Below are 20,415 nucleotides of genomic sequence, written 5' to 3' on the forward strand. Positions count from 1 at the left end.
CCTTTGCTAGTTGGTGACGTTCTTTTCACGCACGATAGCCAGAACGGCATCGCGAATGGGCTCAATGATTTCTGCGGTCCGGCCTTCGCCGTTGAAACGCAGGAATGGTTCGGTGTTCGAAGGGCGGAGATTGATCCACCAGCTGCCATCGGCTGCTGAAATGGTCGTGCCGTCCATGGTGATCACTTCTACGGGCTGATCTTGGAAGTGCGATACGACTCGGGCCGTGGCCCCGGCCTTGTCCTCGACCTCGGAGTTGATTTCACCGGTGGCAGCATATGGCTCGTATTCGGCACCCAGCTCGGAGAGCGGCAGTTCCTGCTCGCCCAAGGCGGCCAGCACATGCATGGCAGCGAGCATGCCGGTATCGGCATTGTAGAAGTCGCGGAAGTAGTAATGGGCGGAATGCTCGCCGCCGAAGACCGCGCCCTGGGCAGCCATTTCAGCCTTGATGAAGGAGTGGCCCACGCGGGTCATCACCGGGGTGCCGCCGGACTTGGTGACAAATTCCGGCACCGCCTTGGACGTGATCAAGTTGTGGATGATCACCGGGGACTCTTCTCCCGCTGCCTGCACGCGGGCGATTTCGCGCACCGCGACCAGCGCGGTGATGGCCGAAGGGGACAGTGGCAGCCCGCGCTCGTCGATCACGAAGCAGCGGTCCGCATCGCCGTCGAAAGCCAGGCCGAGATCGGCGCCGTGCTCCAGCACTGCGGCCTGCAGGTCCTTGAGGTTTTCCGGTTCCAGCGGATTGGCCGGGTGGTTGGGGAAGGTGCCATCCAGCTCGAAGTACAGCGGAACGATTTCGAGCGGCAGCTCGGCGAGCACCGTGTCGCCAAGAACTGCAGGGGTGGTCATGCCGCCCATGCCGTTGCCGGCATCCACAACGATCTTCAGCGGACGAATGGCTGACAAGTCCACCAATTCTCGCAGGTAAGCTGCATAGTCAGCCAGCACGTCGCGCTCGCTGATGCCGCCCTGCGGGGCGTCCCCGGAAACCGGCAGGCCCTCGTCCAGGTACTGCTGGGCCAGGTCGCGAATGTCGAAAAGACCGGTAGCCGAAGAAATCGGACGGGCGCCAGACTTGGACATCTTGATGCCGTTGTACTGGGCGGGATTGTGGCTAGCGGTGAATACGACACCGGCGGCATTGAGCTTGCCCGAAGCGAAGTACAGCTCATCGGTGGAAATCAATCCGAGCATGATCACGTTGGCGCCGCGGTAGGTGGCGCCACGAGCGAAGGCTTGGGCGAATTCTGCAGAAGACGGACGCATGTCACCGCCAACCAGCACTTCCTTGCCGGACAGGGACAGGACGTCGACAAAGGCCGCGCCGATAGCTTCAATTGCTTCGGCGTTCAGGTTCTCGCCGACTACGCCACGTACGTCGTAGGCCTTAAAGCTCTGATTAAGATCGATTTCTTCACTCACGCCTTTCAGCCTACCGGTTTGACTGATTCAAATCATTGAGAACTAGGCGATTGCGGATGGGAAATGCCTAACATTTCAGCTAATTTCCCCTGTCGGCACCACAGCTTGTGAGAGCTCGTCCACAATTAGCGGACGCCACGAGCTAAATCGTGGGCAGGAACTGAAATACTGGAGGCATGGATGGCTTAACGCAAGTGGATCTGAAAACGCTGGCACTGCAGAAACTGCGCGCACTGGTGCAAAACCCGGACGCGCAGTTCCATGATGGCCAGTATGAAGCGATCAGCGCGCTGGTGGCCGAGCGGCGCCGCGCACTCGTCGTCCAGCGTACCGGCTGGGGTAAATCCGCGGTGTACTTCATCGCTTCCCTGCTGTTGCGCGAACAGGGCTATGGGCCAACACTGATCGTTTCCCCGCTGCTGGCATTGATGCGCGACCAGGTTGCCGCCGCGGAGCGTGCTGGAGTCCGCGCTGCAGCCATCAATTCGGCCAATGTGCTCGAATGGCGTGAAATTCTCGAAAAGCTGCAACGCAATGAGCTTGATGTGCTGCTGGTATCCCCGGAGCGTTTGAACAATCCATCCTTCCGCGAGCAGCAGCTACCCATGTTGATGCAGCGCTTGGGCCTGCTGGTCATTGACGAGGCGCACTGCATTTCCGACTGGGGCCATGATTTCCGCCCCGACTACCGCCGCATCCGAGACCTGATTGCCCGATTGCCTCAGGGCCTACCGGTTTTGGCGACCACCGCAACCGCGAACAGCCGCGTCGTTCAGGACGTTGCCGAACAGCTGGCCGGCGGCACCGAAGAGGTCTTCACGCTGCGCGGCACCCTGGCTCGCGACTCGCTGCGCCTAGGTGTCCTGCGTCTGGCTTCGCCGCGCATGCAGTTGGCCTGGCTGCTCAGCCACATCGATGACTTCAAGGGCTCGGGCATTATCTACACCCTGACGGTTTCTGCCGCTGAGGATATTGCTCGCCTGCTCAAAGATGCCGGGCACGAAGTTGCTGCCTACACCGGACGCACCGATTTGGAAGAGCGCGAGCGCCTTGAACAAGCGCTGAAAAATAACGAAGTGAAAGCGCTGATCGCCACCAGCGCCTTGGGAATGGGCTTTGACAAGCCAGACCTCGGTTTCGTCTTGCACATCGGTGCCCCCAGCTCGCCCGTGGCTTACTACCAGCAAGTGGGCCGTGCCGGACGTGGAAGCATCAACGCAGATGTCCTGCTGCTGCCCGGGCCTGACGACTCGGAAATTTGGGAATACTTCGCCACCAGCTCCATGCCGGATCAGGTGCGCGCCACCCAGGTGCTCGATGCCTTGGCCAAGACCGACGGCGCGATGAGTGTCCCGGCGCTGGAAAGCGCGGTGAATCTTCGACGCTCTCCACTTGAGCTGCTGCTGAAGGTCCTGGCGGTGGACGGTGCGGTGGAGCGTGTTGCTGGCGGCTGGATGCGCACCGACATGCCATGGACCTATGATGCCGATCGATACAAGCGAGTGGCACAGAGCCGAATCCATGAACAGAACCTCATGGTCAGCTACGAGAACACTCGTGGATGCCGCATGCAGTTCCTGACCGATGCTTTAGATGACCCGCAGTCCGCTCCTTGCGGCCGGTGCGATAACTGCGCTGGCGTTTGGTTTGACGACCATATTCCTGACGATTCGAAGGACAGCGCCCAGGCGGCACTTGGACGGGTGGGAGTTCCTATTGAGCCACGCAAGCTGTACCCTTCGGGACTGGACCGGCTGGGGTACACGCTCAAGGGCAAAATCGCTGTTGATGAGCAAGTAGCCACGGGCCGTGCGCTGGCTCGCCTGACCGACCTGGGGTGGGGCAACCGATTGCGCCAGCTCTTTGCCGACCCCACCGACAACCCCATCGACAAAGCGATGTTTGATGCGTGCGTCAAGGTGCTGGCCGAATGGAACTGGGAGGAACGTCCAGTGGGCGTGGTATCCATGCCATCGAATAAGCGCCCCCAGCTGATCACCTCCCTTGCTCAGGGCCTGGCTGAGGTGGGACGGTTGCGCTACCTTGGGCAGCTCGAATATCGCGGTGCTGGACCACAGAATGGTCCGGGCGGGAACTCCGCTTTCCGCGTGGCTGCGGTTGCCGATGCTTTTGAACTTCCAATGCAGCTCGAACAGCTCATTGCCAACGCTCCAGGGCCGGTGCTGCTAGTTGATGATCTGGTTGATTCCCGGTGGTCCATGGCGATGGCTGGAAGGGCCCTGCGCATCGCAGGCGCGCCGGGTGTCATGCCTTTCACTTTGGGCGTAGCCGGGTAATCGCACAGTTAAACAAAGTAGTCTGGAGGTATGGAAATTATCATCTGGCTCGTCGTCCTCATCGCAGTGATTGCCCTGGGCTACTTCGGTCTGCAAGCGCTGCGCAAGAAGAACACTGCGCAAATCGCACAGGCGATTTCTCGTGAGGCAGCACAGGCGGCAAACGCGAGACTAGATGATGCTTCCCGCAATTCGGTGTACCGCAATCTGGCCAAGGGCGACGTCATGGGAGCGGTCAAGGATTTCCGCGGTGCCACTGGTGACTCGGTCAAGGATTGCGTGATCGCAGTGCGCAGCCTCGACAAGTACCCGCAGACTGCCCCTGCCAAGGAATTGCCGAACGATGATGCGGAGATCAAAGCCTTGAGCGACAAACTCGAAGCTCAAGTTGAGCGCGAAGATCGTGAAGCGGCTGCTACTGCTGCAGCTGATGCAACGCCAGCACCTGCCGATGACACTTGGGTTGTACCCCAGGAATGGAGCGAACAGTTTAGTTCCCTCCAGGAACCAAGTGCTACGCATTTCAAGATGGCATTCGAACTTGATGGCGAGAGCCGCGAATTTTCCAGCGAACAACTGCCGGCAAATGAATACGACCAGCTGTTCTCCATGCTGCGAGATTCGAACTTTGAAGAAGCGGCAAAAATCCTGCACGGGTATACGGATCTGCCGGTCGAAGACCTGGAACGCATGATCGCCACGTCTCCAATGTCAGGCGCGAGCGCCAACGGCAATATTGCGGACTTCCGCTTTGAGGGCCAGGGCCCGGATGGTCCAGTGCATTTCGATGCTGCCGAACTTCCAGAAGCTGACCGCGAAGCGCTCTTCGATGCAATCGCCGATACCGATCTGGACCGGATGTCGGAAATCATTGTTCGCCACACGTCGTTGCCAGAGGATATCGTGCAGAACATGCTGCGAACCTTCGTGAAGCGCGACGACTAGTAGCGAAGAAACTGCTGTTCTGGAGTTTTTGAGAATCCCCCGGATCCACCGAAAAATCGGTGAATCCGGGGGATTTTCTGCACTCTGAATATTCTCTTCAAAAGTGTCATATAAACGAAAACCCCCTACCTGAGTAGGGGGTTCTTGGCGGACACGGGGGGATTTGAACCCCCGGTCGAGTTTTAGCCCGACCCTTCATTAGCAGTGAAGTCCATTCGGCCGCTCTGGCACGTGTCCATCCGCTGTTTCCAGCAGAATCTAGCCTACCCGAAGATGGGCGCGTGTTCCAAAACGAGAGAGCTAACGCACCTGTCGCCACAGGAATTCGTAGCTGGTCGCCAGCATCTTCGCGGTTGATTCGTTGTCCGTTGAACCGGCATGGCCCCCGTCCTGTGGCTCGTGGTACCGCACATTGGCAATGCCCAGATCCATCATCTTGGCTGCCATGATGCGTGCCTGCGAAGGGCCAACACGGTCATCAGAGGTCGTGGTCCAGATCAAGGAGGCAGGGTAGTCATCGACAGGATGAGGCTGATCGGTGAGTCGATGCACGGGGGAGAAGGTCCGCAGGAACTCCCAGTCCCCGGGAACCTGCGGGTCGCCATACTCGGCAATCCAGGAATGGCCGGCTGCCAACTGGGTGTAGCGCTGCATGTCCAATAGCGGGACGCCGCAGGAAATTGCTCCGAACAAGCGGGGATAACCGGAGATCATATTGCCCATGAGCAACCCTCCGTTAGAACGCCCTGTAGCAGCCAAATGCGCGCGGGAGGTAACACGGCGAGCTACGAGGTCCTGGGCGATGGCTGCGAAATCTTCATAGGCACGATGGCGCTTTTCACGCAGGGCAGCACGATGCCAATCTGGCCCGTACTCGCCTCCACCGCGAATGTTTGCCATGACGTATACCGGCTTGCGTCCGTCTACGGTACGGCGCGATAACCAACCGGTGCCCATGGCCGCTGCGTAGCCAGGAGTCATGCTGTGCTGGAAACCGCCGTAGCCGTCCATCAGCACCGGGTTCTTCCCATCGTGGACCAGATCAGATGCCGCGACCTGGAAATAGGGAACCCTGGTGCCGTCCGCAGAGGAGGCAAAATGCTGGGTGACTTCAAAACCGCCGGCATCAAAACGATCCGGCGATTTCTTCACGACCTTTGCTGCCGAACCAACTGTGCCACGCAACAAAGTAGTGGGGGTAATGAATCCCGTGATGGTCATCCAGTAGTCATCGCCATGCTCCTGATCCTCATCATCAACGGCTCCCACCGAGACGCTGAGCATTGGATCCTTCAGCGGCATGTCCGACTGGCTGAAATCATCTGCCAGATCAATGATGCGCACTTGCGAAGCTACATCTTGCAATACGGTGAGCAAAAGGAAATTCGCGGTAAAGCTCAGCGATTCCAGCGCAGTTTGCGCATCCGGAATAAAGAGAACCTTCTCGATGCTGCCGGACTCAAGGAACCTATCCAACCGGGCGATAGCCAATGAACCAGCAGTGATCTTCCGGCCCTGGTGTTCCCAATTGGTTTGGGGAGCAAAGAGGACCCACTGCCGGTGCAGGCTGACCTGCACATCGGTTGGAACATCGATCAGATGGTGTTCCCCGTTGATGAAGACACCAGCATTGGAATTGTAGAAGTCAATGGCGTCAGTGGTGACCACACGCTCGAATCCCGGAGCCGAATCGTAGTAGCCGAAGGCTGCCACATGTTCTTTATCGACTTCGAAGAGAATTGGCGCTTCTTCGATCGCCATGCCGCGGCTGAGCCGTCGCAGGGTATTCGCATAGGTCGAACGGGTGGTGAACTGCTCGCTGCTGGCGGAACCGACAAGCAAGGTATCGCGGTCAATCCACGAGGCCTGGGTCTTCGCAACGGGGAGGTCGAAACCGTCGGCAACGAAGCTCTTGGCGGTCAGATCGAATTCGCGGATGCGTACCTGATCGCCGCCATCAGGACTCAGGCGAAGCAGCGCACGTTCATAGGCGCCACCGGTTGCCGGACGCAGCAGTGCCGAACCAGCGAAATGCCATTCGTGGCCTTCTTGCTGCGCATGCAGGTCAAGATCCAGCAGGATTTCCCACTGCGGTTCGTCGCTGAGGTAGGAATTCCAAGTGGTGCGGCGCCAAAGCCCAAGACGATGGGCTGAATCGCGCCAGAAGTTGTAGTAGTGATCGCCACGCTTGGTCACCATGGGAATGCGGTCTTGGGCATCCAGGACCGTTTTGATCCGCTCCGCATTGGCATGGAACGAGTCGTCGTACAGTTCGGACTCGGTACGCTGGGTCTGATTCCGCACCCATTCGAGGGCCGTTTCGTCGTGAATTCCTTCAAGCCAGGAATATGGATCAGTGCTTGCAACCTCAGAAACATGCTCAGTCATGGCCATAGTCTATGCGTCTGACCCATGCCCTGGTCCAAAGGTAATAACCTAGAGGAGTGAACAGCGAGAAAGCAACACCAGAGAACGAGTTCAGCCTAGCCCTTGTCGGGGCAGGCCCACGCGGCACTAGCGTGGTTGAAAGACTCGCTAACTTGGCGTTGAAACTCCCGGCTCAAGGCACCGTTCTGAAAGTTACGGTCTTTGATCCCTTCCCTCCGGGTTCCGGCCACGTGTGGAACCCGAAACAGTCGGAGCATTTCTTGATGAACACCCCTTCATCATTTCCGACAGTTGCCCCCGAACGGTTGGGCGATGAACCGGGGTTGAGCTTTCGCCAGTTCGTCGCTCTTCGCGGTGATGGACGCAAGCTCACCGATGAGCATGCCAAGCTGATCGAGCAGATTGAACCCGGATCCTATCCGTCACGCGCAATCTACGGTGAGTACCTCGAGCACGTCTATGGCCGCAGCGCAGCGATCCTTGCCGCCCACGAGAATTTCAGCATCGAACACGTAGCCGCAGAAGTCATTGCGGTCCGCCCCGTCGGCAATGCCTATCAGGTCGATTTCCGCAGTATCCTGGACGGCTCCGAAACCCGTCAGCTGGCCGCTGACGCCGCGGTGCTAGCCTTAGGCCACCAGCCGGCAGACCTGAACCCATGGCAGAAGCAGCTCAAGGAAGCAGCCGCCCAGGCCGGGGCCACCTACATGCCACCGAATGTTCCGGCAGACCTCGACTACTCCCAATTCCTGGAAGGGCAACCTGCGTTGATCCGTGGGTTGGGCTTGAATTTCTTTGACGGCATGGCCGAGCTGACTGCGGGCCGCGGCGGAATTTTCCGTGAAGCCGGCACCGAACCCGGGCACCGTCTGCAGTACATCAGCTCTGGCCGGGAGCCAGCACTGATCGTCGCTTCGCGCCGCGGAACCCCATACTGGGGCAAACCCGTGGTGGACCAGTTCATCCCTGATGAAATTGAACTACGCTACTTTGACGCTCCGGAACTGATCGGGCGGCTCGCAGAGGCACGCGCCACCAACCCTGCCGCGTCCTTGGTGTTCTCACGCCATATTTGGCCGAATCTGCACCGGGACATCCTGTTCGCCTACTACAGCACCTGCGCTCGTGCCCATGGTGCTCCGGAGGGCCTCGATGAGCGAGAATTCGTTGCGCAGCTCGAAGCGATTCTCTCGGCCGAGCACCATGAAGGTAGCCAAGTGTGGCTTAGCGAACTGCGCAAATTCATCGGGCAGTTCCCGCAGCTGCAGTGGCTCGATGTTCCCAAGCTGGCAAGGCCATTCGAAGAACTCGGGTTCAGCTCCGACGAGCAATACCAGCAGGCAGTACGCGACTACCTCGTAGGCAATGCCCGGCACAGTATCGGCGGGCTTGAAGACCCGTTATCCCGCGCGATCATGACGATGAATGCCGGACGCATGCTGGTCAAGGAACTGATTGCTTCCGGCGTAATTGACGAGCAATCACGCATTGAAGAAATCCAGGCGCACTTCGAGCCATTGGTCGAAGGACTGTCCTCGGGTCCACCGCTCGAACGCATTGAACAATTGCTGGCGCTTTCGCGCGCTGGGATCGTAACCTTCCTTGGCCCGGATCCGGAATTCGGCTTCGACGAGGTCTCAGAGCAGTTCACCGCATCCTCGCCCTGGGTAGATGCCGATGTGCACACTGCGAAGACCATGTGCGAAGCGATGATGCCGAGCAACCGCGTGCTGCAAAATAACACGACACTGATCAAGCAGCTCTTGGGAGAACATGTAGCACGCGTGCACACTTGGAAGAACGCGGAAGGCGAAAGCCTGCCGGGATCCGGTTTCGACGTGGTCGGTGAACCATACCGTCTGGTCAACAGCGATGGGCTGGCGCACCGCGGACTATTCGTGCTGGGATTGCAATTGTCATCAGCGCAGTGGGGGACCGCTATTGCCGCGCAAGCTGGCGACCTGCGCCACCCTGCGGCCCGAACCCTGCACGACGCAGCCAACGTAGTGAACGAAGTGGCTCGTCTGGCGGGGCTGATCGGCAACGAAAGATTAAGCGCGGAGCAGTATTAAGCAGTTTGGCGGGCTGATCCGAGGATCAGCCCGCCAAACTAGAAAAGCGCGGATGGTATGGGATTTGAACCCATGAGACGGGGTTGCCGCCTACTGGTTTTCAAGACCAGCTCCTTCGGCCGCTCGGACAACCATCCAACCCGAAAAAGTATACGGCATGAACCCCGGTTGAAAGGAATTGAAGGCCATGAACGACGTTATGAACGCCTATATTTACAACGGTGCCGGTGGGCCGGAAGTCCTTGAACTGGTCCAACGGCCAATGCCGGTCCCCGCAGCTGGGGAAGTGCTGGTCAAGGTCGAGGCGTTCGGGCTGAACCGCGCGGATGTGCAGCAGCGCAGGGGAGTGTATCCGCCACCTCCGGGAGCCAGCGATATCCCCGGGCTGGAAGTCTCAGGCAGCATCGTGGAAATCGGCGATGGCGTCAGCGGATGGAAACCGGCAGCGCGTGTTGCTGCCCTGCTTGCTGCTGGCGGGTATGCGCAGTACGTCAATGTCCCGGCAGGACTGCTCATCGAAATCCCTGAGACGGTTTCGAGCATCGAAGCCGCGGGGTTGCCGGAAGTCGCCGCCACCGTGGTCTCTAACCTCTTCATCGAAGGCGGGCTGGGCCAAGACCAGGCGTTGTTGATCCATGGCGGGGCTGGCGGCATCGGCTCCATGGCAATACAGCTTGCCAAGGCAGCCGGCGCCCGCGTCATCGTCACCGCTTCTTCGGCAGAGAAATTGGACTACTGCCGTGCCCTCGGCGCCGACGAGGGAATCAACTACCGGGAAGAGGACTTTTCTGCACGCGTCAAGGAACTGACCGATGCCAAAGGCGTGGATCTGATCCTGGATGTAGTTGGGGCCAAATACCTGGGGGAGAACGTCAAGGCGCTCGCCGTAGGCGGACGGATGGTGGTCATCGGGCTGCAAGGCGGAGCCAAGGGGGAACTGAACTTGGGCCTGCTGATGAATAAGCGGGCGCGGATCATCGGCACAACTCTGCGTTCCCGCCCGCTGCACGAGAAGGCGGAGATCGTCCGCCACACCATTACCCGCGTGATGCCGCTGTTGGAGCAGGGGAAATTGGCGCTCAACGTGACCAAGGCCTTTGAATTCTCGGAGCTGGCTGCTGCCCACGAATATTTCGATTCCGGTGAACACACGGGAAAAGTTGTCATAAGGGTTTAACTCACTGGGCAAACCAGTTGTAAAGTGACTCAATAGTCATTAATGCGTGATTCATTTAATAACCACTGGTCGCGCACGTCACTTGCTCTGTTTCTAGGAGGTTGCTCAATTTGAGTGCCCAAAATACCTTGCCACCAGCAGGTGTCGATCCTGAGGTAGCCGAACGCGAAGAAAAGCGTTGGACCCCCGCCAAGATCGCCATCTGGGTTGCCATCGCACTGGTTGGCGGCATCGCATGGTCGATTCTCGCCTTCTCGCGCGGGGAAACCATCAACGCCATCTGGTTCGTCTTCGCCGCTGTCGCGACCTACCTGATTGCCTACCGCTTCTACTCGAAGTTCATCGAGCGCAAGATCGCCAAACCGGATGATTTCCGTGCCACCCCCGCCGAATCGGTCAACAACGGCCGTGACTTCGTTCCCACCGATCGCCGCGTGCTCTTCGGCCACCACTTCGCCGCCATCGCAGGCGCCGGTCCGCTGGTTGGCCCGATCCTCGCAGCCCAGATGGGCTACTTGCCTGGCACCATCTGGATTATCGTGGGCGTGGTGCTGGCCGGAGCGGTCCAGGACTACCTCGTCATGTTCTTCTCCATGCGCCGTGGCGGACGCTCGCTGGGCCAGATGGCCCGCGAAGAGCTGGGCCTGATCGGCGGCACCGCCGCGCTGATCGCCACCCTGGCGATCATGATCATCATTACCGCCATCTTGGCGCTGGTGGTCGTGAACGCGCTGGGCGAGTCCGCATGGGGCGTCTACTCGGTGGGCCTGACCATCCCTATCGCCCTGTTCATGGGCATCTACCTGCGTTTCATCCGCCCGGGCAAGGTCCTGGAAATCTCCATCATCGGTTTCGTGCTGCTGATGTTCGCGATCATCTCCGGACGCTGGATCGCCGAGTCGGCATGGGGTGCCGAGTTCTTCCACCTGGATCGCACCACCATCGCCTGGGCCATCATCATCTACGGCATCATCGCCGCGGTGCTGCCGGTATGGCTGCTGCTGGCGCCCCGCGACTACCTCTCGACCTTCATGAAGATCGGCGTCATCGGCCTGCTGGCCGTGGCGATCATCGTTGTCCGCCCGGAGATCGATGTTCCGGCCTTCTCCGAGTTCGCCGGCCGTGCCGATGGCCCGGTAGTTGCCGGCCATATCTTCCCATTCCTGTTCGTGACCATCGCCTGCGGTGCGCTGTCGGGCTTCCACGCGCTGATCGCCTCGGGGACTACCCCGAAGCTGGTTGAGAAGGAAAAGCAGACCCGTTTCCTGGGCTACGGCGGCATGCTCATGGAATCCATGGTCGCCATCATGGCGCTGGTTGCGGCGATCTCCATCGACCGCGGCATCTACTTCGCGATGAACTCCTCGGCCGCCGCTACCGGCGGCACCGTGGAAACCGCGGCGGCATTCGTGAACTCGCTGGGTCTGGCCGGCGTCAGCCTGGATCCGGGCCAGCTGACCGAACTGGCCAACAACGTGGGCGAGAGCTCGGTTGTTTCGCGTACCGGTGGCGCCCCGACCCTGGCTGTGGGCATTGCGCACATCATGCACCAGTGGTTCGGCGGGACCGCGATGATGGGCTTCTGGTACCACTTCGCGATCATGTTCGAAGCGCTGTTCATCCTGACCGCCGTTGACGCCGGTACCCGTGTTGCACGCTTCATGCTGCAGGACACCATCGGCAACTTCTTCCCGAAGTTCAAGGACACCTCGTGGCGTCCAGGCGTGTGGCTGTGCACGTTGATCATGGTTGCCGGCTGGGGCTACATCCTGATCCTCGGCGTGACCGATCCATTGGGCGGCATCAACACCTTCTTCCCGCTGTTCGGCATCGCCAACCAGCTGCTGGCAGCGATCGCGCTGGCCGTGGTGATGACCATCATCGCCAAGCAGAACAACTTCAAGTACCTGTGGGTCGTCGCGCTGCCGTTGGCCTTGACCGTGGTGATCACCTTCGTGGCCAGCTGGCAGAAGATCTTCTCCGCAGACACCAAGGTGGGCTACTTCGCCAACCACAACGCCTACAAGGAAGCGCTGGCCAATGGCGAGACTTCCCTCGGCTCGGCAGGCAGCGTTGAAGCGATGGAGGCCGTGGTCCGCAACACCGGTGTCCAGGGCTGGCTGTCCGTGGTCTTCCTGGTACTGACCGCCATTGTGCTGGTATCGGCTGTTGTCGCAACCATCAAGGCCAAGCAGAGCGGCGGTGGCAACAGCACCGAGGATCCTGCCGTGCCATCGAAGATGTACGCACCCGCCGGCCTGATCCTGTCACCTGCTGAGAAGGAACTTGAGAAGGCCTGGAAGCAGATCCCTGCCGAAGCACAAGTCCAGCGAAGCGGCCACTAGCCATGGCTACGCTTTTGGAACGCCTGGGGCAAGCCAAGAAGTTTGTCGATGGAGTGCTCGGTGCTGACAAGTACCAGCACTATCTGGAACACCACGAACGCAATCATCCTGGCTCCAGGCCAATGACCGAGCGCGAGTTCTGGAAGGATTACACCGACTGGCAAGAGCGGAACCCTGAAGGGCGTTGCTGCTAAGCGCGAGTGATACCGGCTGTGGGATCCGTTGGCGAAAGCCGATGGGACTCACGGCCGGTTTCGTTTTATGTCGGCTCCGTTGCCGGGAACACTGCGGTGATCCCGGTAGGGTAGAACCAGTAATTCATTGGAAACCACCGGCAGAGAAGTGTAATGGCGTTCTTTTCACGACTGCGCGCTGAGCGTGCTGCTGCTCGCGAACTTGGCGAGGGCGTCTGGCGTCGCGCCCACGACCGTTTCCAGCGGTCATTGGACCGAGTCTTCCAGGTGGTTGAGGGCGTCAACGATGATCAGGTTTACAACCAGCTGGTCCAGGAAGCCAATGAGATGGCCGTGCTGTTGCCAACCGTGCGCCAGCTTTGCTGCGCGGCGCATCGGATCACCCCGAGCAATGACGACACCATCCCGCAGCTGACCTCCGCGGCACACCGTTCGCTGACTAAGTCCGCCAACGATTTGGCGACCACCGCGCAGGTCATAGCGATGATGCGCATGCAGGCGGAAGCCGGCAAGCCGATCGATATTGAAGCCGTGCGCCATCGTGCAATGCTGGTGAAAGAAGACGTCAGCCGGGCCGCGCAATTGCTCGCTTCCAGCGAATAATTGGGTTTTCCCGATCGCTAGCGTGGTGTTCCACCGCGCAGGACGCATCAGTGAACTAAATTAGTTGCATGACCCAAACAATTCCTGAATTGAAGTTCCTTGACGGAAACACCATCGACCAGCTTGGCTACGGTGTCTGGAAGGTCGCCGACGAGGACGCGGAAGCAGTCGTTGGCAAGGCAATCGACGCTGGCTACCGCCACATCGACACCGCACGCATCTACGGCAACGAAGCTGGCGTCGGCCGCGCAGTTGCTGCCAGCAACCTGCCGCGCGAAGACCTGTTCATCACCACCAAAGTCTGGAACTCGGACCAGGGTTTCGAGAAGACCATTGCCGCAGCGGATGCCTCGCTGGAACGACTCGGCCTGGAGTACGTCGACCTGTACCTGATCCACTGGCTGCAGCCGAAGCGCGGCACCTACGTGGACACCTGGAAGGCGCTGATCCAGCTGCAGAAGGACGGCAAGGCCAAGTCCATTGGCGTTTGCAACTTCACCAAGGAAGCACTGGAAGAGCTCTACACCGAGACCGGCGTCCGCCCGGTGATCAACCAGGTAGAAACCCATCCGTACTTCCCGCAGGGCGAGCTGCGCGCCTACGAAGCCGAGCACGGCATCCTGCACCAGTCGTGGTCCCCGCTGGGCCACGGCGGCGAACTGCTGAGCGACCCAGTGCTGGTGGAGATCGCCAAGAAGCATGAAGCATCGGTGGCGCAGGTAGTCATCGCGTGGCATCTGGCGGTAGGCAACGTAGTCATCCCGAAGTCGACCACCGAATCGCGCATCGTCGAGAACTTCGAATCGCTGAACGTGAAGCTGGACGAGGAAGATCTGGCAGCAATCGAGACCCTGGATCGCGGAGCGGAAGGCCGTATCTCGGCTGACCCTGCAACTTCAGACTTCGAGTAAGACCCTAGCCGGAGCTGGAGGCCCTTGGTTTCATCTGAAGCCGGGGGCCTTCTTCCATATCCGCGTAGCTTTTAGCCGCCCAGCACGGTTGGTGCAGTGAAAAGCGTATCGACCGCTTCGGCGTACAGAACCGAGTCGGGAGCTCGATCAGCGAGATTGGCGAAACCGGCGGCACGCAGCAGGCCATCGTCGAATTCAATGAGTTGTGCAGGTTGCAACGGCCACGGTTCATGGTGGTTGCGGCAGTGCAAGGTGCGCCCGAGGTGCCGCTGGTGGAAGGCCCATTGTGCCGATAGCGCGATGGCAATCTGTGAACCAGGGGCGACTGGATCGGCACTGGCAGAAGCTTCTACCGGGCGCACGACGATGCGGGAACGCGCGCTCGGATTTCCGATGCGCCGTGTTGCATAGCTGATCGTGCCATCCTTCTTCAGGATCTTCATGGACGACCACTGGTACTTCAATCCGAAGACTGCCCGGGCCATGAGCACAGGTAGCAGGCGGGACGCTTCAAGGCTCAGGAATACCACTGCTCGGCGTCCGTGGTTGTCAACGGAATAGAGGCGCACATTGATCTCCGGGAAGTCACCCAACCACGGAATTGCAGGACCGGAGAAGAACGCACTGCGCGACATCTGGAAAGCTACCAGACCCACCCAAGCGCTGCCATCGACAATATCTGGCCGGCACCCTTCTGGCATGTACGGCGCCACCTCATCCGGGCTGACCCGCCAATGCAGGAATGCTACTTCGCTCCACCGTTGGCGCATGATGGCGTTGCCGCCTAGCGGCGGCAGTTCGGGGGAGTACTGCATGGATTGCATCAGTTTGGAATTCCTCGAAAATTACTGTCAAAGGCTCATACCGCTATTGCGGGTCGCGAACCGAAATCCATGATCTGCTGATCGCGGAGTGAAGAATCGTTTGCCGGTCCTCGCCTAATTGAATATCCAAAAGCGCCGTTGGGCAGCATGCGGGATAAGAATGAACTCCATGTGATTCAAAGACCCCGGGATCAGTTATGAAAATCCGTTGAAAATAGCGAAAACCCCGGAATCATGCGGCAAGCGCGATTCAGGGGTTTTCTTCACAACGAGCCCCTGCCGGATTTGAACCGGCAGCCTGCTCTCTAGGTGACAGATGAAAGCGATATTTAGGGGATTCTTGCGGTTCTATGAGGCCTAGAAATAGGGCTGTCTGGGTCGCGTGTCCGTGTAGTTCCAGTTTTACCAGGCAGCGTGTGCACAATTGCACACACCAACCCAAACAGTCCGGTGCTTTAGCTATCGTTTGAATTGTCGCCCCACTCGCCTATCTTGTCTTGCATTATGTAGACTCACTCTAAAATCGCTTGAAGAAAATGTGGACATGAAGGAAACAGTATTCGCCCTAGCGTTCATAGTGGCGTGCGCAGTCGCGTTCTTTATCCCCAAGCCGTGGTGGGTTTCGTTCCCTCTAGGCGTCGTAGCCTTTTCCATGGGCGTTATTCTCCTTGTTCGGGCGTTGAAGGTGAAGTGCGCATGACCATTCGTTACTTGTCATTGAACGGTGTAGCGAAGCACCTCGGCATCTCTCCGCATACGGCTAAAAAGTATGCGGACGAAGGGCGACTGCCCGGGCATGACGCGGAAATTGGCGACCCGCCCCGCAATACGCGGGGCTGGTTGCCGGAAACTATCGACGCTTGGAATGCTGCCCGCCCTGGGCACGGTGGGCGCCCAAAGAAAGCAAGTTCATAATGTCGAAGGTTGGCGTTAGGCTCTTACCAAATATCATTTGGAGGAATTGTGTCGCGCTCAGCTAAGCGAATATTTGGAAACATCTCTGTGCTCGTTGTTCTAGTAGCTCTTGTGGCCATTATTGCGTTCTCTGCCATGAGCCCAAATTTGTTGAAGAATGACGCGAAGTTGACCGCTGAAGCGAACGCCGGAGCGCCGATTGTTCAAGCGCCTCGAACACCGAATTCCGTTCCCGAGACGGCTGCATATATGCAAAGCACACCAAAAACAATGAGTGAACGAAGCCAGGAATGGGCAGACGAAAAGATAAATCAGTACCTCAATGGAAATGGCGCTCATAGCTTCAACGCTTTCCCTGGCAGTGTCCATGGTGACACAGTGCGTTGGAGCTCGCCGGTGGAAGGTGAGCTCCTGATTACCGTGAAGAACGGTTGGTCTTCAGATGCCCTGGACGCCTACGCAAACCTAGTCCTAATTACAGTCGGGCACGAATCTCCCGAACTGTCGAAAGTCACCGTACAAACGGAGGATGGAACGGTTTTTGAGTCCGAAACCGATAAAAACCCGTGGGAATGAATTTAACTTAGTTAGACAAGGAAACGCCCCCAGGTCGAAATTGAGCCAGGGGCGTTGCCTGAAACCTAGACTATAAGACCGCTTGGGCGAAGCCTATGGGGAAATAATTGCATATAGCCCGAAAACGCGATTGTTCACACATTGCACACACACGACGAGTATTCGGGCACAAAAGCGCCCTTGCCGAAACCAATGAAGATTCTGACAAGGGCGTTAGGCCGAGCCCCCTGCCGGATTTGAACCGGCGACCTGCCCTTTACGAGGGCTAGGCTGCACGCCGATAAGGCGAATTCAGAACTTTTCAACCGCGCGATCAAGCCACGCATTTGTTCATCGCGGGTAACAAATCAAAACGACTTGCAGTCATTCAATACCCTTTTCCGATTAGCTGAAGGAATTTTCACATGAGCAAATTCATTGGACATGTCAATGAACTGGCCCAGCATCGCCATTTTGATGAAATCAAGCGTTTGTTCGCTGCCGACCCAAGACAAGAACACATTGTCGTAGATACTTGGAATCTTGCGCTGGAATTGGGCTCAGTAGCCAACGCCTTTGATTTCGTTCTAGAAAGAGATAACAATGACCGAACTCGTGCGTGCAAGGTTCTCGAAGCGATCTTCACAGAAGATGTAGATTCCATCCGCACGAGCAAGAGCTACGGTGATGCAATAAAAGTTCGCATTAAGTACTTCTTGGATCAAGACATCTCGCCGAGCCTACGCGAATACCTTGAAGTCCGTTTTGAAAAGGCCATTGGTTTAGCGCAACAAGAAGTGACTTCACACAATGGGATCCGTGTCATTGCTACACATCGAGATCGAATCAATACAGGCTGCGTCTACGCATACACCTATGGCTGGTTTCTGCGCAAGGAACAATACTCACCAGATGCAATTATTCCTATTAAGGTCGGGAGCGCATCTAACGATGGCGAGGAGCGTGTTGCCGGGCAAAGAAACGCTAGTACTCCGGAAGTGCCGATCGTACTTATGGCCTGCCATCCAAAAGAAGGTGAGACAGCCCTTACGAACGAGAAGCGTCTCCACGCCAAGATTTTGAGTAGCGGATTCGTCGCGACTGCTGGAGGAGGGACAGAGTGGTTCGAGATCTCTGTCCGAGACCTCTTCAGAGTTGCCGAAGAATCGGGTTTGGAACCATTGGAAGTGACCCCTCCTCAAGACTGGAAGTAGTAACGATGCGGGGTCAAACCAATCCAAAGGTTTGGCTCCGCTTCATTCTCCCCTTCTAAGGATAGTGAACCATGACAAAAGAGCGCCTTCTGTTAATCTCGATTAACCAAGTTCAAAATTCATTTGAGATTGAGATGATGCTCTTGGGAACATCGGAAGCTCAATCAGTGTCTCTAGAAGAATCTCAGTTTCTTGTCCATGGCCTCTATCTCGAAAGTCTTTTGGATCTTGAGCAACTGCAAGCTGAGAATTTTGTTCGTGAATACCAGGCACGGTTGCTGCAGGTACGTTCAGGTGAGCTGTCTTATCGTGAGATTCTGACAGCCAGCTACCTTTACGAATTGCATTGTTCATGCTTCGGGCAAGTGTTCAGCTGGGCTGGCGTAGTTCGTACACGTCCCCCAGGGTTCGTTGGTGTAGCCCCTGAACAGATCAGAAACAGCGTTCTAGAACTTATGGGTACGCTTCGGTGCCAGATTGAGGAAGTTAGGACTACTTCAAGTACTGAAATCGCAATGAGGGCCCACCACGAGTTGGTAAAAATTCACCCTTTCGTTGATGGCAACGGCCGTACCACTCGCCTTTTCTCTGACCTTTTGCTTGCATCATTGAGCGAACCAGCACGTGTATTTAATTGGCGGGACACTCCGGAACACATACAGCTGCTTCGAGCATGTGATACCTCCCTGGATTATTCAGCTCTTGTTGCCCACGTTGGTACTCGGGCAATCTTCTGATCTTGTGGTCGAAAAGTTTTCTGTCCCAATAAAAAAGTAATCCCTTAGATTGCTTGACTAGACTCTTTCCGAGCAATTTGAGTGAATCAACATTGTCTTAACTGTTAGCGGCCAACAAACTGCCCGCTGACGGTCTCCAAAACTACCCGCCCGTGGCCAACGCCCCAGCCCACTGATCTCCCCAACCAACCGACGCCATACACCTGTCACGTATGACAAAGGGACCCCACCTGTCGAGGATGAGGCCCATAGGCAATAAAGTGTGTCCGAAAACCTGATCCTGCCCCGGCATTCCGGGACAGGATCAGGTTTCACATGGGTATTGAATCCATAAGTGTGAAGCTTACTGGACAAACCCATACTTGTATTATCTGCCATTCACCCAGGAAAAAGAACGGCACCACCTCCAAAGGAACACAACGCTGGCGATGTAAAAATTGCAACGCCAGCACCACTTACAAACGAGAAGACACGACCGCACGCAACCAACTCACCGGCTTCGTCAGCTGGCTCATGAGCAAGCTGTCTTAAGCAGAATTCGGCGGAGGATCCGGCCGGACCTTCCGCCACCAAACAGCATGGTGCTGGAACGTCCATCCCCGTCTTCCTCGAACCGGCGAGGTTTTTGACGAGATCCAAGTCGACGGAATCTATATCCGGCGCGGATGGTGCCTGTTGATCGCCATAGCCCAAGGAAATGTCATTGGGTGGCAATGGTGCGACCAAGAAAAAGCAGCCGCATGGACCGCGCTGCTGCAGCATTTTCCTGAACCGAAAGTCATCATCACCGACGGCGGATCTGGATTGATGAAAGCGCTCAAAGCTCTCTGGCCCAACGTGAAAATCCAACGGTGCCTAGTGCATATCCAACGCAACGTGCGCACGTATCTGACCCTGAATCCACGCTTGGCGGCCGGTAAGTCCTTGCGCCGCTTGAGCCTGCAATTGACGCGAATCCGCACCCAAGGAGCGGCCGCGCAATGGATGACCGCATTCGCAGCTTGGCATACCGAAAACCGGCAACTGATCAATGAGCGTACCTACGCTTCAGACTGGAACGGTAGCCTTCCCCCGAGGGATGCGGAAGTCACGCACATGGTGGTACACGCATGAACGGTTGCGCAAGGCATACGAAAGCATGAACAGAGCGCTGCAGCGAGGGCATCTGTTCACGTACCTCGATCAGGACTTGGAGGGGCTGGGTATCAGCGCGACAACGAACATGATAGAAGGCGCGGTGAATTCCTGGATCCGGGCCATGATTTTCCATCACCGAGGGATGCCGATAGAGCATCGTCGACGTGTATGCGAGTGGTTTTGCTGGACACATACGGAAGAAGAGAGTCGTCCTGCCCTGGGAGATTTCTTGCGGCCGGAGCATTATGCTGCTGAGGCGAAGAAGATAGCACCGCAGGTTATTGATGAGGATCCGATTGGACCGGATCTTTACGGTACAGGCACTAGCATCGAGGATGGTCAGTTCGTCCGGCGTGGCTGGATCAGAAACAGCTACTAATTCAGGTTTCTTAAGGTGTCTGGCCTTGGAACACGCCCGGGCTAGACACACATTATTGCCTATAGCCCGAAAATCCGTTGAAAATAGCGAAAACCCCGGAATCATGCGGCAAGCGCGATTCCGGGGTTTTCTTCACAACGAGCCCCCTGCCGGATTTGAACCGGCGACCTGCTCTTTACGAGGGAGCTGCTCTACCCCTGAGCTAAGGAGGCCTGTACCTGCAAACAGGCACCACGTCACTTTATCCGAGGAATTGTCTGAACGTCAAAACGGCGATGACATCATCAAGCC

At 57.5% G+C, this 20,415-nt stretch carries 14 protein-coding genes, 3 tRNA genes and 1 pseudogene; 12 read left to right on the forward strand and 6 right to left on the reverse strand.

What is annotated here, in order from left to right:
* Positions 1 to 6: 6 nt before the first annotated feature.
* Positions 7 to 1,440 (reverse strand): phosphomannomutase/phosphoglucomutase, encoded by a 1,434-nt coding sequence (locus ACRDT3_RS14335; RefSeq protein ID WP_431493637.1) that lies wholly within the window; start codon positions 1,438 to 1,440, stop codon positions 7 to 9.
* A gap of 167 nt (positions 1,441 to 1,607) precedes the next feature.
* Between ACRDT3_RS14335 and ACRDT3_RS14340 the strand changes: the two genes are divergently transcribed.
* On the forward strand, positions 1,608 to 3,728 hold the full coding sequence (locus ACRDT3_RS14340; protein WP_431493618.1) for a RecQ family ATP-dependent DNA helicase: 2,121 nt from the start codon (positions 1,608 to 1,610) through the stop codon (positions 3,726 to 3,728).
* A gap of 30 nt (positions 3,729 to 3,758) precedes the next feature.
* Entirely contained in the window at positions 3,759 to 4,673 is a 915-nt protein-coding gene (locus ACRDT3_RS14345; RefSeq protein ID WP_431493619.1) for a hypothetical protein, read from the forward strand.
* Positions 4,674 to 4,818: 145 nt separating this feature from the next.
* Here ACRDT3_RS14345 and ACRDT3_RS14350 read toward each other — a convergent pair.
* A tRNA-Ser gene (locus ACRDT3_RS14350) sits at positions 4,819 to 4,910 on the reverse strand.
* A 63-nt stretch (positions 4,911 to 4,973) separates the two neighbouring features.
* On the reverse strand, positions 4,974 to 7,061 hold the full coding sequence (locus ACRDT3_RS14355) for a prolyl oligopeptidase family serine peptidase (RefSeq protein ID WP_431493620.1): 2,088 nt from the start codon (positions 7,059 to 7,061) through the stop codon (positions 4,974 to 4,976).
* 56 nt (positions 7,062 to 7,117) lie between these two features.
* On the opposite strand from ACRDT3_RS14355, the gene ACRDT3_RS14360 reads away from it, so the two are divergent.
* The gene (locus tag ACRDT3_RS14360) at positions 7,118 to 9,133 is read left to right on the forward strand and encodes an FAD/NAD(P)-binding protein (protein WP_431493621.1); all 2,016 of its coding nucleotides are present in this window, start codon (positions 7,118 to 7,120) and stop codon (positions 9,131 to 9,133) included.
* A 49-nt stretch (positions 9,134 to 9,182) separates the two neighbouring features.
* Here the strand turns inward: ACRDT3_RS14360 and ACRDT3_RS14365 are convergent.
* Positions 9,183 to 9,270: transfer RNA gene (locus ACRDT3_RS14365), tRNA-Ser, on the reverse strand.
* 62 nt (positions 9,271 to 9,332) lie between these two features.
* On the opposite strand from ACRDT3_RS14365, the gene ACRDT3_RS14370 reads away from it, so the two are divergent.
* The 5 genes from ACRDT3_RS14370 to ACRDT3_RS14390 all read left to right on the forward strand — a co-directional run bounded on the left by ACRDT3_RS14370 (position 9,333) and on the right by ACRDT3_RS14390 (position 14,363).
* Positions 9,333 to 10,310 carry an NAD(P)H-quinone oxidoreductase gene (locus ACRDT3_RS14370; protein ID WP_431493638.1) on the forward strand — a complete coding sequence of 326 codons (978 nt, stop codon included), beginning with the start codon at positions 9,333 to 9,335 and terminating at the stop codon, positions 10,308 to 10,310.
* Positions 10,311 to 10,420: 110 nt separating this feature from the next.
* The gene (locus ACRDT3_RS14375) at positions 10,421 to 12,655 is read left to right on the forward strand and encodes a carbon starvation CstA family protein (RefSeq protein ID WP_431493622.1); all 2,235 of its coding nucleotides are present in this window, start codon (positions 10,421 to 10,423) and stop codon (positions 12,653 to 12,655) included.
* A gap of 2 nt (positions 12,656 to 12,657) precedes the next feature.
* On the forward strand, positions 12,658 to 12,849 hold the full coding sequence (locus ACRDT3_RS14380; RefSeq protein WP_431493623.1) for a YbdD/YjiX family protein: 192 nt from the start codon (positions 12,658 to 12,660) through the stop codon (positions 12,847 to 12,849).
* A 153-nt stretch (positions 12,850 to 13,002) separates the two neighbouring features.
* The gene (locus ACRDT3_RS14385) at positions 13,003 to 13,452 is read left to right on the forward strand and encodes a hypothetical protein (protein WP_431493624.1); all 450 of its coding nucleotides are present in this window, start codon (positions 13,003 to 13,005) and stop codon (positions 13,450 to 13,452) included.
* A gap of 68 nt (positions 13,453 to 13,520) precedes the next feature.
* A complete protein-coding gene (locus tag ACRDT3_RS14390) occupies positions 13,521 to 14,363 on the forward strand; it encodes an aldo/keto reductase (protein WP_431493625.1) in 843 nt (280 codons plus the stop codon).
* A 71-nt stretch (positions 14,364 to 14,434) separates the two neighbouring features.
* Here the strand turns inward: ACRDT3_RS14390 and ACRDT3_RS14395 are convergent, their stop codons facing one another.
* Complete coding sequence (locus ACRDT3_RS14395; RefSeq protein WP_431493626.1) at positions 14,435 to 15,187, reverse strand: YqjF family protein; 753 nt, start codon at positions 15,185 to 15,187, stop codon at positions 14,435 to 14,437.
* A gap of 1,026 nt (positions 15,188 to 16,213) precedes the next feature.
* On the opposite strand from ACRDT3_RS14395, the gene ACRDT3_RS14400 reads away from it, so the two are divergent.
* The 4 genes and pseudogenes from ACRDT3_RS14400 (at position 16,214) to ACRDT3_RS14415 (ending at position 20,124) form a co-directional block, all read left to right on the forward strand.
* Complete coding sequence (locus ACRDT3_RS14400) at positions 16,214 to 16,678, forward strand: hypothetical protein (protein WP_431493627.1); 465 nt, start codon at positions 16,214 to 16,216, stop codon at positions 16,676 to 16,678.
* A 404-nt stretch (positions 16,679 to 17,082) separates the two neighbouring features.
* A complete protein-coding gene (locus ACRDT3_RS14405) occupies positions 17,083 to 17,871 on the forward strand; it encodes a GIY-YIG nuclease family protein (protein ID WP_431493628.1) in 789 nt (262 codons plus the stop codon).
* A 71-nt stretch (positions 17,872 to 17,942) separates the two neighbouring features.
* Positions 17,943 to 18,608: a Fic family protein gene (locus tag ACRDT3_RS14410; RefSeq protein WP_431493629.1), complete on the forward strand. Its 666-nt coding sequence runs from the start codon at positions 17,943 to 17,945 to the stop codon at positions 18,606 to 18,608.
* Between the two features lie 315 nt (positions 18,609 to 18,923).
* A pseudogene (locus ACRDT3_RS14415) lies at positions 18,924 to 20,124 on the forward strand (IS1249 family transposase).
* A gap of 140 nt (positions 20,125 to 20,264) precedes the next feature.
* Here the strand turns inward: ACRDT3_RS14415 and ACRDT3_RS14420 are convergent.
* Positions 20,265 to 20,336 (reverse strand) — tRNA-Thr (locus ACRDT3_RS14420).
* Between the last annotated feature and the right edge of the window lie 79 nt (positions 20,337 to 20,415).

The organism is Glutamicibacter sp. (assembly GCF_050701915.1).
Classification (GTDB): Bacteria; Actinomycetota; Actinomycetes; order Actinomycetales; family Micrococcaceae; genus Glutamicibacter.